Raw genomic sequence first — 14,000 nt, 5'->3', positions numbered from 1 at the left:
CCTACTGAGCTTCTCCATCCCCAACGAGCACCGCTGAGTAACGAATCCAGTAATATGCTACCACAACCCCCATCCCAGTCCACAGGGCCAGGGTAACCATCCAAGTTGGGAACCTGTCCAATAGGGGTCCTATCAGAACCAGGCCAAGCGGACCCGAAAGGTTCATGAGAACTATCATAGCGGACATAACCCTACCCCTCAGCTCACTTGGGATGGCCCTCTGTATCTTTGAGTTGAGGGGAACGTTGATAAAGGCCTCGATGGCACCCCAGAGCACGTTAACACCCGCCAGGAGGAAGAACGCTACGTCCCGCGACAGCCCTGAGTAGGGACTCACCACCCAGGCGAAGATCAGAATCATCACCCCATCGAAGAGCAGGGCATAGAAGAGGTACCTCCCGGCCTTCCTTCCAACTTTTGCCGCGATTATCCCGTTTCCAATCAGTGCCCCCGCCATAAAGGTGCTCTCCAGGAGACCGAATTGGTAGCTTGAGAATTTCAGCACCTCCCTGAACGCATAGGGCATTACAACGGCCCCGAGGGGCTGACCCAGGGCCACCATGAACAGGGCAAAAAACATGAGCGTCGTCAGGTACCTGCTGGAGCGGAAGAATGCGAAACCCTCCTTCAGATCCTCAACCACCTGGGAAAAGCTCTCCAGCTCCCGCGTCTTCCACTCGTACTCTATCAGGATCTCGAAGAGGCCGGAGCCAAAGAAGCTAACCGCGTTTATCAGAATAGCAAGCCTAATCCCGCCCATTGCGTAGATGAACCCGCCGAGGGCGGGGCCGATGAGTCTCGCCAGTATGTTCGAGGAACCTGCTATTGAGTTTGCCCTCTCGAGCTCGTTGGGTTCCACCAAGTCAGGGAACATAGCGTTGGTCGCCGCCCCGAAAAACGCGCTCATGGTACCCATAGCGAGCTGAACGACAAGAAGCTGATGTATCCCGAGGAAGCCAAAGGCAATGACTGTGAAAAGAAGAACACCCCTAATCAGATCAAACCCCACCATTAGGTGTTTTCTATTGTACCTATCCCCAACGACCCCCGCTATCGGCATGATCACAAGGACGGGCACCATCTCAGCGAGAATGAAGAGGGTCATCATGCCTCCGCTGTGTGTTTTGTCGAGAACGTAGAGCGGCAGGGCAACGTCCTGCACGGCCCAGCCAAGCTGGGAAACGAACCTGCCAACCGCGAAGAGCCAGAAGTTTCTGTTGAGGCTCAAACCACCACCTCCGGTATCTCCTCTCCGACCTTCATAATGGTTTCGCCGAACCGCAGGTAATAGAAAACGCTCACAGAGAAACTAACGGCCAAGAGAGCAGTTATAAGTGCGTAGGCGGGAAACACATTCAGAAGCGGACCGATGAGTGCCATTCCAATAGGAGTAGTTGCCATTACGACGGTCTCAAATGCCGTGAAGAAGCGGGAGCGGACTTCCCCGGGAACCGCCTTCTGGAGCTTGATGAAGAGGGGGACGTTCACCAGTGTGTTGAAGACGCCGAATAGGACAAAGGTGGCAAGGAGGAGGGGATAGGCAATTTCCCGGAACGCAGGGTAAGCTGCCACTACGAGAAGGGACAGTGAGACAAACTGAAGGAAGGCAGCCCTGAACAGAAGGTCCTCTGAGTGCTCTTTCAGTTTTCCGGCTATGAGAATGTTTCCGACCAAAGCCCCAAGGGTCGCAGAGGTCTCTACACTCCCGAACTGCACCGATGAAAGTCCAAGGGTGACCCTCGTGAGGTAAGGCAGAACCACTGCAAAGACGGGGTTGAGGAGGGTGTTCAGGACTATTGCGAGGCTGACAAGGATGAGCAAACTTTTGGAGGACTGTATAAAGAGGAAGCCCTCCATCATGTCGTCCCAGATCTCGCGAACGCTTGAAAGCTCCCGCGTCTTCCACTCGTACTCTATCAGGATCTCGAAGAGGCCGGAGCCAAAGAAGCTAACCGCATTTACCAGAATAGCGAGCTTAACCCCTCCGAACGCGTAGATCAAGCCACCCAGAACTGGACCGACTATCCTGAGAACCTGTCCGCCGGACCTCAAAATGGAATTTGCCTGTGCGAGTTGCTCCTTTCTAACCAGATCAGGAAACATCCCAACTATCCCCGCTGAGAAGAAGGTTCCAAGGACGCTCATGGCAACCTGGGTGAGCAGGAGCTCCCCAATTCCTAGAAGATTGAACGCCAGGAGACCAAAGAGAAGGATCCCCCTAACAATGTCAAGGCCGTACATGAGCTTCTTCCGGTCGTATCGGTCGCCTATGACACCGGCTATCGGATTTAGGACTAGCCTGGGTATCAACTCGGCCAGGACAAAAGCGCTCATCATCGCCCCGCTCCCCGTCTTGTCCAGTACGTAGAGTGGAACGGCAACATCCTGAACGACCCACCCCGCCTGCGATATCCACCTGCCGGTGGTGTAGAGCCAGAAGTTCCTCCCCAACGTCCTCAAATCCTCGAACATCCCCTCTAACCCCCATGTTTCTCCCACTTAATTACCCAATTAAGTAATTGAAGAATTAAAGAATCAAATCAGCTCGACCCTCACGTCGCCGTTCACGGTGCTGACCCTGACCTCAAACTCGCCCGTTCCTATAACGGGGTCGTTGGAATCTATGCCGACCAGTTTGACGTCTCCATTAACCCTCTTGCTGACAATTCTGGCATCGCAGAACTCGGTCAGGCGAAGCGTTATGTCTCCGTTGACGGTGCTCACTTCAACGTCCCCCTCGAGCTCCTCGATGGTAAGCTCGATTTCCCCGTTAACCGTTGAGGCCTTCAGGGGGCCGGCAACCGCTAGATGGGCCTTTACCTCGCCGTTCACGGTGTTAAGCTTTTCGGCCTCGCAGTCTTCTATGCTTATTTCGCCGTTTACCGTCGTGACGTCCTCAAAGCGCACGCCCCTGGCCTTAAGCTCGCCGTTCACGTCCTTCGCGCTTATCAGAACGCCCCGCGGAATCCTCACCACTATCTCGGCCCAGCCGTTTCCCCTGAGCAGGTTCAGGAACCTCCTCTTCGGTTCCTCCCTGATGATGAGCCTGCTTCCCTTCTGCTCGACTTCAACGGTTACCTCGCCGTGGACGGTGTAGCCCACCTCGACGTAGTCGTTTTCCCAGCCCCCAATCTCGACCCGACCGTTGGTGGCCTTTACCTCCACTTCCCGGACGTTTTCAAACCTCATCGGACTCACCCCAGGAACTCCATCAGCTCGTCGAGGAGCTCTTTAACGCGCCTGCTGAGCCGCGTCCTGTCTACCCCAAGGCCGTCTATCAGCTCGGCGCTCTGCTCCTCCACTACCTCCTTCGCCTTCCTGACCACCAGCCTGTAAGCGTCGCCGTTCTCTATGGTGTACGTTCTGCCCCCCGTCCTTATGCGCACCGTCCCATCTCTCGCGGAGATCACGATGTCCTCGATACGTATTTTGGCCCTTCCTCTGCCAACGCTGACCGAGACATCGCCCGAACGGAGCGAGACGGTCTCACCAAGGCTCAGCGTTTCGTTTCCGCTCCGGTAGGTCACCCTCTCACCGTCAACCTCAATGGAGTACTCGTCGGTCTGGACCTTCAGCCTCTCGCCGACCTTGGTGAGCTGGAAGCCGTTGCTTAGTTCTTTGATAGTCAGCATCTCAGCCGGGGGCATCTCTGGATTGCCCTCTCTGATGTGGATTGGACCTATCTTGACTTCCTCTCCGCCCGGCGTCTCTATGACCTCGATGAAGGGCAGCTTCACGTACTCGAAGCCTTCACCCTCATAGACCTTGATGAAGCCGAGGTCGACCACGCTGTCCCTCTTGCCCTTTTGATAGAGCCTCTCCGGGTTCACAAGTCCGTTTACCCTATCCACGAAAGAGGGATCGGGAGATATCTTCTTACCCCCGAGGTTTCCCTCCGTCCAAACGATAACGGGCGGGAGGAGCTTTTTGCTCACCCTTCCAAGTGGGGTCTCTGCATCCACCCTCACATCTCCGTCGATAACCCAGCCAATCTTCTTCCTGCCGAACCTCACAGGATACACCTTTCCGCTTCCTGATAGCCTGACATCGCCGAAATCAGCCTCACTGAACTCGTAGGCTTTCCTTTCAACCTTTAGATCAAGCCTCCATTCGTCGAACTTCGCGAGCAGCAGCCCGGCTATGGTCAGAATGACGGCGTAGGCGAAGGCCGTCCCATCGTAGGAGTGAAGCTTACTGCTCATGCTGAGCCACTTTCCAAAGAACAGGAAGACCGACGTCCAAAAGGCCCCCTTGGCCAGTGCGAACACCACCCCGCTCATAGTCACACCGAACCATCTACCGACGCTCAGCAACTCGAAGGCAAAGATTAGGGCTATTATGATATATACCATCTGATCGTTGTAGCCCTCAAGTCCCAGCGGCCCCTTGAAGAGCCATGCAATGAGCAGTATTGCTGTGAGGGCTTTGAGGTACTCCGCTAGCTTAAACCTTGGGCCTTGGTGCGGGACGGCCCGATACCCCCAACCAAAACTCATTCTTCCACCTCCCCAAGTGCGGTTATGATCTCAAGCAAGCGCAAAAATAAACGTCCGTTGGGCGTTATCTCATAAACGGTTCCCCTCCTCACCATTCCCGTCTTCGTAAGGAGCTTGAGGTGATGCGAGACCGTGGGACTCTCGACCCCAAGGGCTTCTTTTATCTCCTTGAAGCCTGCGGGCCCCTCAGACAGCATCTTCAGGATTCTTATCCTGTCCGGGTTGGCGAGGGCCTTGAGTGTCTTCGCGGCCTTCTCCTCGTCTATCTCGGGCAGGCTTCCGCCTTCGAGCTTTCTCCTGAGACGGGCCTTTATGGAGAGCATCACCTCATCAACAGGGTCTATACTCTCTTCAACGAGTTCCAGCCTCTTCTTCAACTCCTCCAGTTGAACCCTCAGGTCATTTTCCATGCTACCACCAGGTACAAATTTTTGTAGTACATTTTCTTGTACTTAACTAGCGTGCTAGGTATATAAAAATTTATCGGTCACCGGGTCAACTTCGACAGACTTTTAAACGCTAAGTCAAAGCTCTAATCATGGACATCTATGAGATGCTCGCACTCATCGGACTCGGTTACGTCCTGAAGCGTATAATCAGAAGCGAACGGTTATTCCGGGGAATAAACGTGCTCTCAACCCAGGTTCTGCTCACCCTCTTCGTCTTTGGAAACGTCGCGAGCAAGAACCTGGAGTATTTGATGAGTATAAAGACGGTCTTCATCTACGTGGTCCTGATAATCGTTCTCAGCCTCGGCCTCTCCTACCTGTATACCATCCTCTTCGTCAGAGACGAGCGCTGGGCCGGGGCGCTTATGATCCTCTCGACCTACCCAAACACAGCCGCCATGGGCTTCCCGATAGCGAGCCTCTTCATGGGTGACATAACCCCGGCGATCCTCTACTCCACCACCAACAGCCTCATCGTCCTGCCACTGGCGACGTTCATCGCGGCCCACTACTCCAGCGGCAAGGCCTCCATCAGAACAAGCCTGCTCAAGGCCCTGAAGTTTCCACCGACGGCCGCGAACCTGTTGGCGCTTGCCCTTGTACTCGCTGGGATAAGGATTCCAAACTGGTTCACGGGACCGGTCAGATGGATTGGATGGTGGAGCATTCCCCTCCTCCTGGTTTACTTCGGGTCCATAATAAACCTCCACGAGTTCAGACCCAAGCATCTGGCTGAAGTCGGTGTCTTCCGGGGTGTTGTCCCATTCCTCTTCGTCCTGCTCACACTCCACGGGGCTGGGAACATCTACTACGCCGTCCTCGTCGAGGCAACCATGCCCCCCGCGATAATGGCCAACGTCCTCCTGGCCCACTACAGACTCAAGGCGGAGGAGGGGATAGGTGTCACCGTCGTTCTAACCCTCATCACCTTGGCTTTCTTCACGGCGCTGAAGGCGGTCGGCCTCTAAGCGGTGACCTTTTTAACCCTTCGAGCAATTTCTTAATGGTGATATCATGGAACGCGTTGTTGAGATTCTGAGGGAAATCCTTGAGATTCCATCCCCCACGGGATACACGGGTGAGGTCCTGGCACACATCGAAAAGAAACTCAACGAAGCGGGTATAAATACTCACTACACCAACAAGGGAGCCTTACTCGCCTACAACCATCCGGAGCCTGAACTCATCATAGCGGGCCACGTTGACACCCTCGGTGCAATGGTCAGGGGCATCCTTCCAAACGGGCATCTGAGCTTCACCAGAATAGGCGGCCTTCACCTTCCGGCCTTCGAGGGCGAGTACTGCACGATAATAACCCGCTCCGGGAAGAAGTTCAGGGGAACGCTCCTCCTCAAGAACCCCAGCGTCCACGTGAACAAAGACGCCAGCAAGAAGGAGCGCAAGGAGGAGAACATGTACATCCGCCTTGATGAGCTTGTGGAGAAGAAAGAGGAGACGGAGAAGCTCGGCATAAGGCCCGGGGATTTCATAGCCTTCGACCCCAAGTTCGAGTACGTGAACGGCTTCGTTAAGGCCCACTTCCTCGACGACAAGGCAAGTGCCGCGGTGATGATAGACCTGATGCTCGACCTTGGTGCTGAAACCCTTAAAAAGCTCCCGGTGGCGTTCTTCTTCTCGCCCTACGAGGAGGTCGGCCACGGCGGTTCAGCGGGTTATCCTTCGAGCATGAGGGAGCTCCTCGTCGTCGACATGGGCGTCGTTGGAGAGGGCGTTGCGGGCAAGGAAACGGCAGTGTCGATAGCGGCCAAGGATTCAAGCGGGCCGTACGACTACGAGATGACGACCAGACTCATCGAGCTCGCTGAGAAGCACAATATTCCCCACGTCGTAGATGTCTTCCCCTACTACGGCTCCGACGGCTCCGCCGCTTTGAGAGCAGGCTGGGACGTTCGCGTGGCTTTGATAGGCCAGGGCGTCCACGCTAGCCACGGCATGGAGAGGACACACGTTAAGGGCATGCTAGCGACGAGGAACCTCATTAGGGCCTACATTGAAGACAGGTCCGGTAGTTGACTTCTTTTTTCCTTCAAGTGGATCTCAGAGGATTCCTCCAATTTTGTCGAGGCGACACCTCAAGGGGGCCCCGCATCTCCCGCACTCGGATACATCGAAATCAATGAAAGCACTCAAGACACTTAACATCCTCTGGGTACGTGGATATGCCCATTTTGAACTTCAAACCATGTTACTCTTTAAACCAGATATATTGTCAAAAGGAACTTATTCAGGTGTGGAATTCAAATAGGAAGTTTAAAATAGTACCCAAACAAATTTAGGGTTACCATAAAAATATACGGAAGGTCTAACCGGTGGTTTTTATGACAGCGGAAACTGGCAGAAGTGTGGGTTCTACTCCCTGGGAGATCGATCCCTTTGAGGAGCTTTACAGACTGTGGAAAGCTATCACTGAGGGAATTCAACTTGGGATTCCACATGTAGTCGGCAGGGCCCGGGTTGAGAAGGGCAGAGTATCGGGGCTTGAGATGAATGTTATCCTCCATGAGACGAAGACGGAACTCTCCTTCAAAGACGGAGATTACGTGTATTTCATAATCCCTGCAAAGCCGGAGGAAGGAATAGAGGGAATATATGTCAGGCTCAACAAAATTCTGGGTGAGAAAGGATGAAAAGAAAGGGCACATCCGTTAAGATAGAAGCCCCGAGGGAGTCAATCGAGGCCGTTCTTGGGGACGTTCCTGGATTTGTCACCAACTGGCCATACGTTGTGAGGGTCAGCAGGAGGGATGGACTGAAGGCAGAGATAATGATGCCCCGCTTCGTGTTCAGGTTCAGAGACACCTACAGTATTGAGTATCATTCAGATTACAACAGTCACATCTACGATGGAAGGGGTAATAAGGGCCATCTCACGCTTGTGGTCACACTGAAAGAGTGGCAGAAGTACGTTGATGTGGTGCTGGAGCTGTCCTACAAGGGTAAAGGCGAATTTTGGCTTGGAAAGATCCTTCAGGATTTCGTGGAGAAGGTTGGAAAGGCCATTAAGGAACTCGCTGAGAGCAGGCCGATTAAAGCTCCAGAGCCCGCGACCACTCCCGGTGGTGGCATAGCCGCAGGGGTTGATTTTTCGAACCCAATGAGCGTTGCGGAGTTTCTCTCGAAGTCTCAGATGGTTCACAGTGGGCTCCACATAGTTGGAGAGGAGGGCCTTCTTTCCCTCATATCCGAGCTCCGCTCGACGATAAAGGACCGGGTTCTCTACATCTCGGGCATAACGAACGACGGCGCTAATTCGTTTAAGGTTCTCCTCGAGGGAAGCAGGATACTTGCCATAGAGTACAGAAACCCGAAGGGCACCAGCGCCATGAAGGTTGAATCTGACGAAGATGCCAAAAAGGCCGTTGAGCTTGCCTCAGAGGTTAGGGGCACGTACATGACAAACGTCTGGGTTCCAGTTGGAGGTGTTTAAATGATAAAGAACATGAACAGCTACCCCCTCTACGACGACGGGGAGCACAAGGTTTACTGGCTCGGGATCGAAGAGGCCGAGGATGAGAAGGGAATCCTCACCAACCAGTACCTCGTGATCGACGGAAACGAGGGTGCCTTAATCGAGCCCGGTGGGTTCTTCGTCTTCTCCAGGGTTCTAAAGAACGTGTCCTCACTCATTCCGCCGACACAGCTCAAGTACCTGATGTACTCACATCAAGATCCGGACGTGGTTGCGGGGCTGAACCTCTGGTTCGAGTACGCACCCCTTGCAAAAGTTGTGATCTCCGAATTGTGGGTTCGCTTTATACCCCACATGGCCGTACTGAGCGCCGGAAGAACCACCGGAATTCCTGACAATGGAATGGACTTCCAGCTCGGAAGCTCCAGAATAAAGGCCATCTCTTCCCACTACCTTCACAGTCCCGGCAACTTCTCGTTCTACGACGAGAAGAGTGGGATACTGTTCAGCACAGACATCGGGGCGGCCGCGTTCCCGGAGGGGGAGTGGTACCTCTTCGTTGAAGATTTTGATGAGCACGCTGGATATATGGATGGATTTCATAGACGCTACATGAGCTCAACGAAGGCCCTGAAGGCGTGGGTTCACTCGGTGAAGAAACTGAAGCCCAAGGTCATAGCCCCACAGCACGGGGCGATATTCAGGGACGAGAACGTTGACAAGTTCCTCGACTGGCTTGAAAGCCTGAAAGTTGGAATAGACGTCTTTGAGAAGGAATTCTACGGGGAATGAATCCCCATCTTTTTTACCAGTTCAACAAGCTCCCACAGGTCGTTCACGTAGTAGTCGGCACCCTCAATTTCACCAAAGCGCGTTACGTTAACCACCTTCATGCCGGCGCGCTTTCCCGCCAGAACATCGTGAAGACTGTCACCAACCATCAGCGCTTCCTTCGGTTCCAGTTCGAGGGTTTTCAACGCCTTGTTGACAAGATGGGGGTTTGGTTTTACCCCATCCAGGTAGGAGTAGTCCTTTCCATAGACGGCATCGAAGTATTTTCTCAAATCGAATAAGTTCAAAACAAACTCTGTGCACTCCTGGGAGGCATTGCTCACCGCGGCGAGCTTCATGCCCATCTTTTTCAGCTCGTCAAGGACACCAACGTCCGGGAAGGGCCGTATCTTTCCCCGTTCGGCGAGCCATCTGCGGTACCTCATGTTAACTTCATCGACGATTTTCCAGAACTCCACGTGGTCTATCCCGAACCGCTTCACGTAGCTCCTGGGAAGTTCGCCGGTTACTGTCTTTCTGTAGGTCTCGTAGTCCAGTTCAACCCCGTGCTCCCGAAGCGCGGGCGTAACCCACCTCTCGTACCATTTTCTGTGATCGTAGCCCTCGTAGTAAACAAGGGTTTCGTCAACGTCGAATATCAGCCCTTTGAGCATGCCCCGGCCTCCTGGAACTACCATCACCCTCAGCCGGTTGACCTCTCATCATCTGCAGAGAAAGTAAAAAGGGGGTTAAAAACTTTCAGAACAGCTCCTCGAGCTTGACGTCAATCTTGTCCGGGTTGAAGGGCAGGACGTGTCTTGTTGTCTTCGGCGAGAAGACCTCACCGCGCTTGACGAGCTCCATGACTTCCTCCTTGCTCGGGGCTTTCCTGATGAAGACGTAGTCAATCTCGCCCCTGTCCATGTCCCCGCGGGCGTCCTCTTTGAGGCCGTAGTAGATGAGCTCGATTTTACCCTCAACGCTCATCTCGTCGAGGACCTTGCTGACCTTCTTCTGCTCATCAAGGCCGCCGGGTATGGCAAAGCTCTTCTCACCCACTATCGCGAAGGCGATCTCGCCCCTCTCGGCCTTCTCCTCAGCATTGGGATCCTCGACCACCTGGAGCCCCTCGGCCTTGAGCCTCTCAATGACCTCATCAAGGCTTCCCTTGAAGGCTGGGTACCAGGTGTAGACCTTAACGTCGTCGCTGAAGTAGTCGAGGATAACCGACGGAGCCTTCTTGGCACCGAGTTTTTGCAAACCGGCCCAGCGGTGGTGACCGTCAACGATGAGGTACATATCCTCACCGGGGACCTTGGCGAGGAGCATGGGCTTCCAGAAGATTCCACTACCGGTAACGCTCTCGATGAAGGCCTCAAGCTCCTTCTGAACGAGCTGTTCGTGGGGCTTCATCTTGTCGAGTTCGATAAAAACGTAGTCAACCTTCTTAGTTGGAATGTCGTACTTCGGAACCTTTTCAACTCCCATGAGCATACCTCCCGTGGGTTTACGATGGGGTAAACGTGCCGGGGGATAAAAAGGTTGTGGCAAAGGTTAAATCGTTTTGATACGAAGAAATAATGATGAGGAACGTTGCAGATTTGCCCCTCCACGGCGGCCACGTCCCGGCGTGGCTGGCGCAGAGGATGAGAAAGCTCACGCGGTTAGTCCTCATTCTCGCGGTTGATGAGTATGGGACGAAGGGCCTCCTTGAGAGGCTCTCCGACCCGGTCTGGTTCCAGGCGTTTAACAACGTCATCGGGATGGACTGGGACTCCTCCGGCTCGACAACCGTAACGGCGGGCATGATAAAGGACGCCCTCTGGAGGGATGAGCTGGGGGTTAAAGCCGCCGGGGGCAAGGGGAAGAAGAGCCGTGCTACACCGGAGGAGCTTAGGAGGATAGCAGAGCTTTACGACCTTGATCTGGAGCCTTACGTCAGAACATCACGTCTCGTAGCCAAGGTTGACACGGTTGCGCTCCAGACCGGCTACGGGCTCTACCACCACGTCTTCTTCCTCGATGAGGAAGGCAACTGGGCGGTCATACAGCAGGGCATGAACGAGAAAGAAAAGCTCGCCAGGCGCTTCCACTGGTTCGATGCCGAAACCTTTACGCTCGACCCACATAAGGCAATAGCGGGCCTGCAGAGGGAGTTCGCCCTCAACACCGTCTCAAAGGAAGCCAGAGAATACCAGAAAACGCTCCTCGATGTGATTCAGGAGAGCCCGGTCAAAATTGAGCGCGAGCTTGAGAGTCTTAAAGCGCTTGCAAAGGGCTACCGCCCGCTCGTTTACTACAAGCCCCGCAACGTCGATGAGGTTTCCATCCTGAAGCGCTACGAAAGTCTGGGAAGGTTTGAGCTGAACAAGAGGGCATTAGAGTTTGCCCGCGAGCTTAGTGTGAGCAACTACGAGGAGTTCCTCCTCCTGAAGGGCCTCGGCCCGAGCACTTTACGCGCTCTCTCGCTCGTCCTTGAGCTGGTCTACGACGTCCACCCGAGCTGGAAAGACCCCGTAACGCATCCGCCCGACCCCTTCAAGTTCACCTACGCCGTCGGGGGGAAAGATAGAGTACCGTTCCCGATAGACAAGCCTGCCTACGACGAGCTTATTTCCTTCTTGGAGGAGCTGGTCTCAAGGCACCCGGAGGAGAAGGCCCTCGTCCGGAACGTAACGAAGATAACCAAAAACTGGAAGTTCCCGGAGGAAGAGAAGAGGCCCACCTAAATCCTTTTAACTATCGGGGTGATAGTATACTATCGGGGTGGTAGTTTGTACTTTGATGAAAGACCCAAGGTCAGGAGAGATGACCTCTATGACAGGGAGGGGGAGCTGGAAGAGCTACTGAGCTCCATAAACTCACGAAAGCCCCTCATACTGCTCAAAGGAATACGCAGGCTTGGGAAGACCTCCCTCCTAAGGGTGGCCCTCAACGAAGCGAAACTCCCTCACGTTATAGTTGACCTCAGGGGAGTGAACCCCAACTCACGGCGTGACCTCTACCTCCGCTTCCAGGCGGCACTCAACGAATACCTATCTAAAAACGCTCCCCTCCTCAAAAGATTGAAGGACAGGATAAAGCTCATAGACGGCGTGAGGATTTCCGGTGTGGGAGTCTCGCTCTCGTGGAAAAACCCCGAAACGTTGTATTCCCTGATCTCCGCCCTTGAAAGCGAGGGATTCCTAATAGCGTTCGATGAGGTTCAGGAGATTAGAGGGCCGGCCGGAAAGGAGCTGGCTTCATTGATAGCCCATTTCTACGACTACGGAGAGACGAGCTTCATATTAACCGGAAGTGAGGTCGGGCTGCTCTATGACTTCGTAGGTATTAAGAACCCCAGTGCCCCCCTTTACGGGAGAGTTTTTCACGAGATAGAGCTTTCCAGATTTTCAAGTGAACAAAGCCTGGATTTTCTTAGAAAGGGGTTTGAACAGGCAGGAATTGATGCACCTGCTGAGATTTTGGAAGAGGCTGTTAACAGACTTGACGGCATAGTTGGGTGGTTCGTTAAGTTTGGGGTAATCTCTCTCAGAGAAGGACTGAGCAAAAAAACGGTTGATAGGGTTCTTGAAGAAGCGTCAAAGATGGCTTTGGGGGAGCTTGACCGCTTCCTTAAGAAGAGACCCCTCGCAAGAAAGCGTTATCTGACCGTTCTCCATGCAATAGCCCGCGGGAGGGACACCTGGAGCGAGCTAAAGGGGGAGCTTGAAAAAGCGGAAAAGCGCGAGATAACGGATGCAACCCTTGCGAGGCTCCTTGATGCCCTCCTAAAGGCCTCGTTTATAGAGAAAAAGGTCGAGGGCAGGAACATCACCTACCACATAGCCGACCCCGTGCTGGAGTTTGCGCTGAGGAGATAAAGCGGGTTATTGCAGAACTGATTCATTGCATCGAATCGAGCGAAGCTCAATATCAAAAGTGAAGTTTCCGGGGGGCATAGGGTCCCAGTAGTTTTTAGAGAAAAAGAGAGGCTACAGGGCGAAGCTCCATTACGGGGGTTTGAGGGTACAGAAAACTTTGTCCAGCAAAGTTGCCCGAGGAGGTTTATCAAAGTTTGTGATTCCTTATGAAATCGCTATTTAAGGAGGATTCTCTTTTGAACTGTGCAGTTTTTGTTGGGATTCACTTGGGACGGCAAATCTCAAAGGGTTCACAACCCTTCAGCGCTCCCTTAGAGCGCAAGTTAAAGCGAATCCACTAAAACGTATGGTGAATCCACTTGCAAGCCACCTGCTGAAACCGAGAATCCATTAAAACTTGGCTAATCAAAAGGATCACTCTCTTTTGATCAAACCTTTGCTCTGCAAACAAGCTTTGAGAAAGCTTGACCAAGAGGGTTACCTTTCTCCAAATGGATCGAAATGAGTTTGCATGTCTTTTCAAAACGGCAATTTTCAAGGGTTTAACTCAAAAATTCCCGGGCAATATGGTTTCACTCTTCTCTTAACGCCCTTCAGGCGTTATACTTGGATTAAAACACCGTAAAAACGCCCCTTATAAAGTAAAACCCACTTGAGAACGGTCATTAAAGAAGACATGCAAACTTTGATGAAACTTTGCGCAGGCAAAGTTTCTTATGGTGGGCCCGCGGGGATTCGAACCCCGGACCTCCACCTTGTAAGGGTGGCGTCATGACCATCTAGACCACGGGCCCGCCCGAAATAGGGGAAGGGAATGGAGTTATAAAATTTTCTACTTTTCAATGCCCCTCCTCACCTTCACGGCTAAACCGCTCCGGAAGACCTTCAGCTCCTCGCCGCTCAGGAGTGTCTGCCCGGTCGCTAGAAGCTCATCGCGCTCGTTCACCACCAGAACCTCATCGTAGGGCCTTATCTCGGGGTCGGCATCAAC

15 protein-coding genes and 1 tRNA gene are annotated in these 14,000 nt (G+C 53.4%); 7 read left to right on the top strand and 9 right to left on the bottom strand.

Annotation, left to right across the window (positions count from 1 at the left end):
- Window position 1 precedes the first annotated feature (1 nt).
- The 5 genes from MVK60_RS06630 to MVK60_RS06610 form a co-directional block, all read right to left on the bottom strand.
- Window positions 2-1,228: an MFS transporter gene (locus tag MVK60_RS06630; RefSeq protein ID WP_297437722.1), complete on the bottom strand. Its 1,227-nt coding sequence runs from the start codon at window positions 1,226-1,228 to the stop codon at window positions 2-4.
- Window positions 1,225-2,472: an MFS transporter gene (locus MVK60_RS06625; RefSeq protein ID WP_297437720.1), complete on the bottom strand. Its 1,248-nt coding sequence runs from the start codon at window positions 2,470-2,472 to the stop codon at window positions 1,225-1,227. The genes MVK60_RS06630 and MVK60_RS06625 overlap by 4 nt, the downstream gene beginning before the upstream one ends.
- A 63-nt stretch (window positions 2,473-2,535) precedes the next feature.
- Window positions 2,536-3,189, bottom strand: coding sequence for a DUF4097 family beta strand repeat-containing protein (locus tag MVK60_RS06620; protein WP_297437717.1), 654 nt, complete (start codon window positions 3,187-3,189; stop codon window positions 2,536-2,538).
- 5 nt (window positions 3,190-3,194) lie between these two features.
- Window positions 3,195-4,496 (bottom strand): hypothetical protein, encoded by a 1,302-nt coding sequence (locus tag MVK60_RS06615; RefSeq protein WP_297437715.1) that lies wholly within the window; start codon window positions 4,494-4,496, stop codon window positions 3,195-3,197.
- Window positions 4,493-4,906, bottom strand: coding sequence for a helix-turn-helix transcriptional regulator (locus MVK60_RS06610; protein WP_297437713.1), 414 nt, complete (start codon window positions 4,904-4,906; stop codon window positions 4,493-4,495). Before MVK60_RS06610 ends, MVK60_RS06615 begins: the two co-directional genes overlap by 4 nt.
- 128 nt (window positions 4,907-5,034) lie before the next feature.
- Between MVK60_RS06610 and MVK60_RS06605 the strand changes: the two genes are divergently transcribed.
- The 5 genes from MVK60_RS06605 to MVK60_RS06585 all read left to right on the top strand — a co-directional run bounded on the left by MVK60_RS06605 (window position 5,035) and on the right by MVK60_RS06585 (window position 9,167).
- Complete coding sequence (locus MVK60_RS06605) at window positions 5,035-5,913, top strand: AEC family transporter (protein WP_297437711.1); 879 nt, start codon at window positions 5,035-5,037, stop codon at window positions 5,911-5,913.
- Window positions 5,914-5,959: 46 nt separating this feature from the next.
- A complete protein-coding gene (locus tag MVK60_RS06600; RefSeq protein WP_297437709.1) occupies window positions 5,960-6,979 on the top strand; it encodes a M42 family metallopeptidase in 1,020 nt (339 codons plus the stop codon).
- A 305-nt stretch (window positions 6,980-7,284) separates the two neighbouring features.
- A complete protein-coding gene (locus MVK60_RS06595) occupies window positions 7,285-7,593 on the top strand; it encodes a hypothetical protein (RefSeq protein ID WP_297437707.1) in 309 nt (102 codons plus the stop codon).
- On the top strand, window positions 7,590-8,393 hold the full coding sequence (locus MVK60_RS06590; RefSeq protein ID WP_297437705.1) for a hypothetical protein: 804 nt from the start codon (window positions 7,590-7,592) through the stop codon (window positions 8,391-8,393). Before MVK60_RS06595 ends, MVK60_RS06590 begins: the two co-directional genes overlap by 4 nt.
- On the top strand, window positions 8,394-9,167 hold the full coding sequence (locus tag MVK60_RS06585) for an MBL fold metallo-hydrolase (protein ID WP_297437703.1): 774 nt from the start codon (window positions 8,394-8,396) through the stop codon (window positions 9,165-9,167). It abuts the gene before it with no gap.
- Here MVK60_RS06585 and MVK60_RS06580 read toward each other — a convergent pair.
- Window positions 9,155-9,820, bottom strand: a complete 666-nt coding sequence (locus MVK60_RS06580) for an HAD family hydrolase (RefSeq protein ID WP_297437788.1) — start codon at window positions 9,818-9,820, stop codon at window positions 9,155-9,157. The two genes, MVK60_RS06585 and MVK60_RS06580, sit on opposite strands and share 13 nt — an antisense overlap.
- 85 nt (window positions 9,821-9,905) lie before the next feature.
- Window positions 9,906-10,634, bottom strand: a complete 729-nt coding sequence (gene serK, locus MVK60_RS06575) for an L-serine kinase SerK (protein ID WP_297437701.1) — start codon at window positions 10,632-10,634, stop codon at window positions 9,906-9,908.
- Between the two features lie 95 nt (window positions 10,635-10,729).
- On the opposite strand from serK, the gene MVK60_RS06570 reads away from it, so the two are divergent.
- Together MVK60_RS06570 and MVK60_RS06565 are read left to right on the top strand one after the other, a co-directional pair.
- The gene (locus tag MVK60_RS06570; protein WP_297437699.1) at window positions 10,730-11,875 is read left to right on the top strand and encodes a DUF763 domain-containing protein; all 1,146 of its coding nucleotides are present in this window, start codon (window positions 10,730-10,732) and stop codon (window positions 11,873-11,875) included.
- A gap of 45 nt (window positions 11,876-11,920) precedes the next feature.
- Complete coding sequence (locus MVK60_RS06565) at window positions 11,921-13,009, top strand: ATP-binding protein (RefSeq protein WP_297437697.1); 1,089 nt, start codon at window positions 11,921-11,923, stop codon at window positions 13,007-13,009.
- Window positions 13,010-13,726: 717 nt separating this feature from the next.
- Here the strand turns inward: MVK60_RS06565 and MVK60_RS06560 are convergent.
- Window positions 13,727-13,803 (bottom strand) — tRNA-Val (locus MVK60_RS06560).
- Window positions 13,804-13,841: 38 nt separating this feature from the next.
- Window positions 13,842-14,000 (bottom strand): PUA domain-containing protein (locus MVK60_RS06555; protein WP_297437786.1); only part of this gene is annotated, 159 nt, incomplete at its 5' end.

The organism is Thermococcus sp. (assembly GCF_026988555.1).
Taxonomy (GTDB): domain Archaea; phylum Methanobacteriota_B; class Thermococci; order Thermococcales; family Thermococcaceae; genus Thermococcus.
Note: the sequence above shows the minus strand (reverse complement) of the source record. Positions and strands in the feature narration are given on the sequence as shown.

Coding starts and splice junctions, on each gene's coding strand:
- MVK60_RS06625 (WP_297437720.1), bottom strand. CDS start 2,472: ATGTTCGAGGATTTGAGGACGTTGGGGAGGAACTTCTGGCTCTACACC.
- MVK60_RS06620 (WP_297437717.1), bottom strand. CDS start 3,189: ATGAGGTTTGAAAACGTCCGGGAAGTGGAGGTAAAGGCCACCAACGGT.
- MVK60_RS06615 (WP_297437715.1), bottom strand. CDS start 4,496: ATGAGTTTTGGTTGGGGGTATCGGGCCGTCCCGCACCAAGGCCCAAGG.
- MVK60_RS06610 (WP_297437713.1), bottom strand. CDS start 4,906: ATGGAAAATGACCTGAGGGTTCAACTGGAGGAGTTGAAGAAGAGGCTG.
- MVK60_RS06605 (WP_297437711.1), top strand. CDS start 5,035: ATGGACATCTATGAGATGCTCGCACTCATCGGACTCGGTTACGTCCTG.
- MVK60_RS06600 (WP_297437709.1), top strand. CDS start 5,960: ATGGAACGCGTTGTTGAGATTCTGAGGGAAATCCTTGAGATTCCATCC.
- MVK60_RS06595 (WP_297437707.1), top strand. CDS start 7,285: ATGACAGCGGAAACTGGCAGAAGTGTGGGTTCTACTCCCTGGGAGATC.
- MVK60_RS06590 (WP_297437705.1), top strand. CDS start 7,590: ATGAAAAGAAAGGGCACATCCGTTAAGATAGAAGCCCCGAGGGAGTCA.
- MVK60_RS06585 (WP_297437703.1), top strand. CDS start 8,394: ATGATAAAGAACATGAACAGCTACCCCCTCTACGACGACGGGGAGCAC.
- MVK60_RS06580 (WP_297437788.1), bottom strand. CDS start 9,820: ATGCTCAAAGGGCTGATATTCGACGTTGACGAAACCCTTGTTTACTAC.
- serK (WP_297437701.1), bottom strand. CDS start 10,634: ATGGGAGTTGAAAAGGTTCCGAAGTACGACATTCCAACTAAGAAGGTT.
- MVK60_RS06570 (WP_297437699.1), top strand. CDS start 10,730: ATGAGGAACGTTGCAGATTTGCCCCTCCACGGCGGCCACGTCCCGGCG.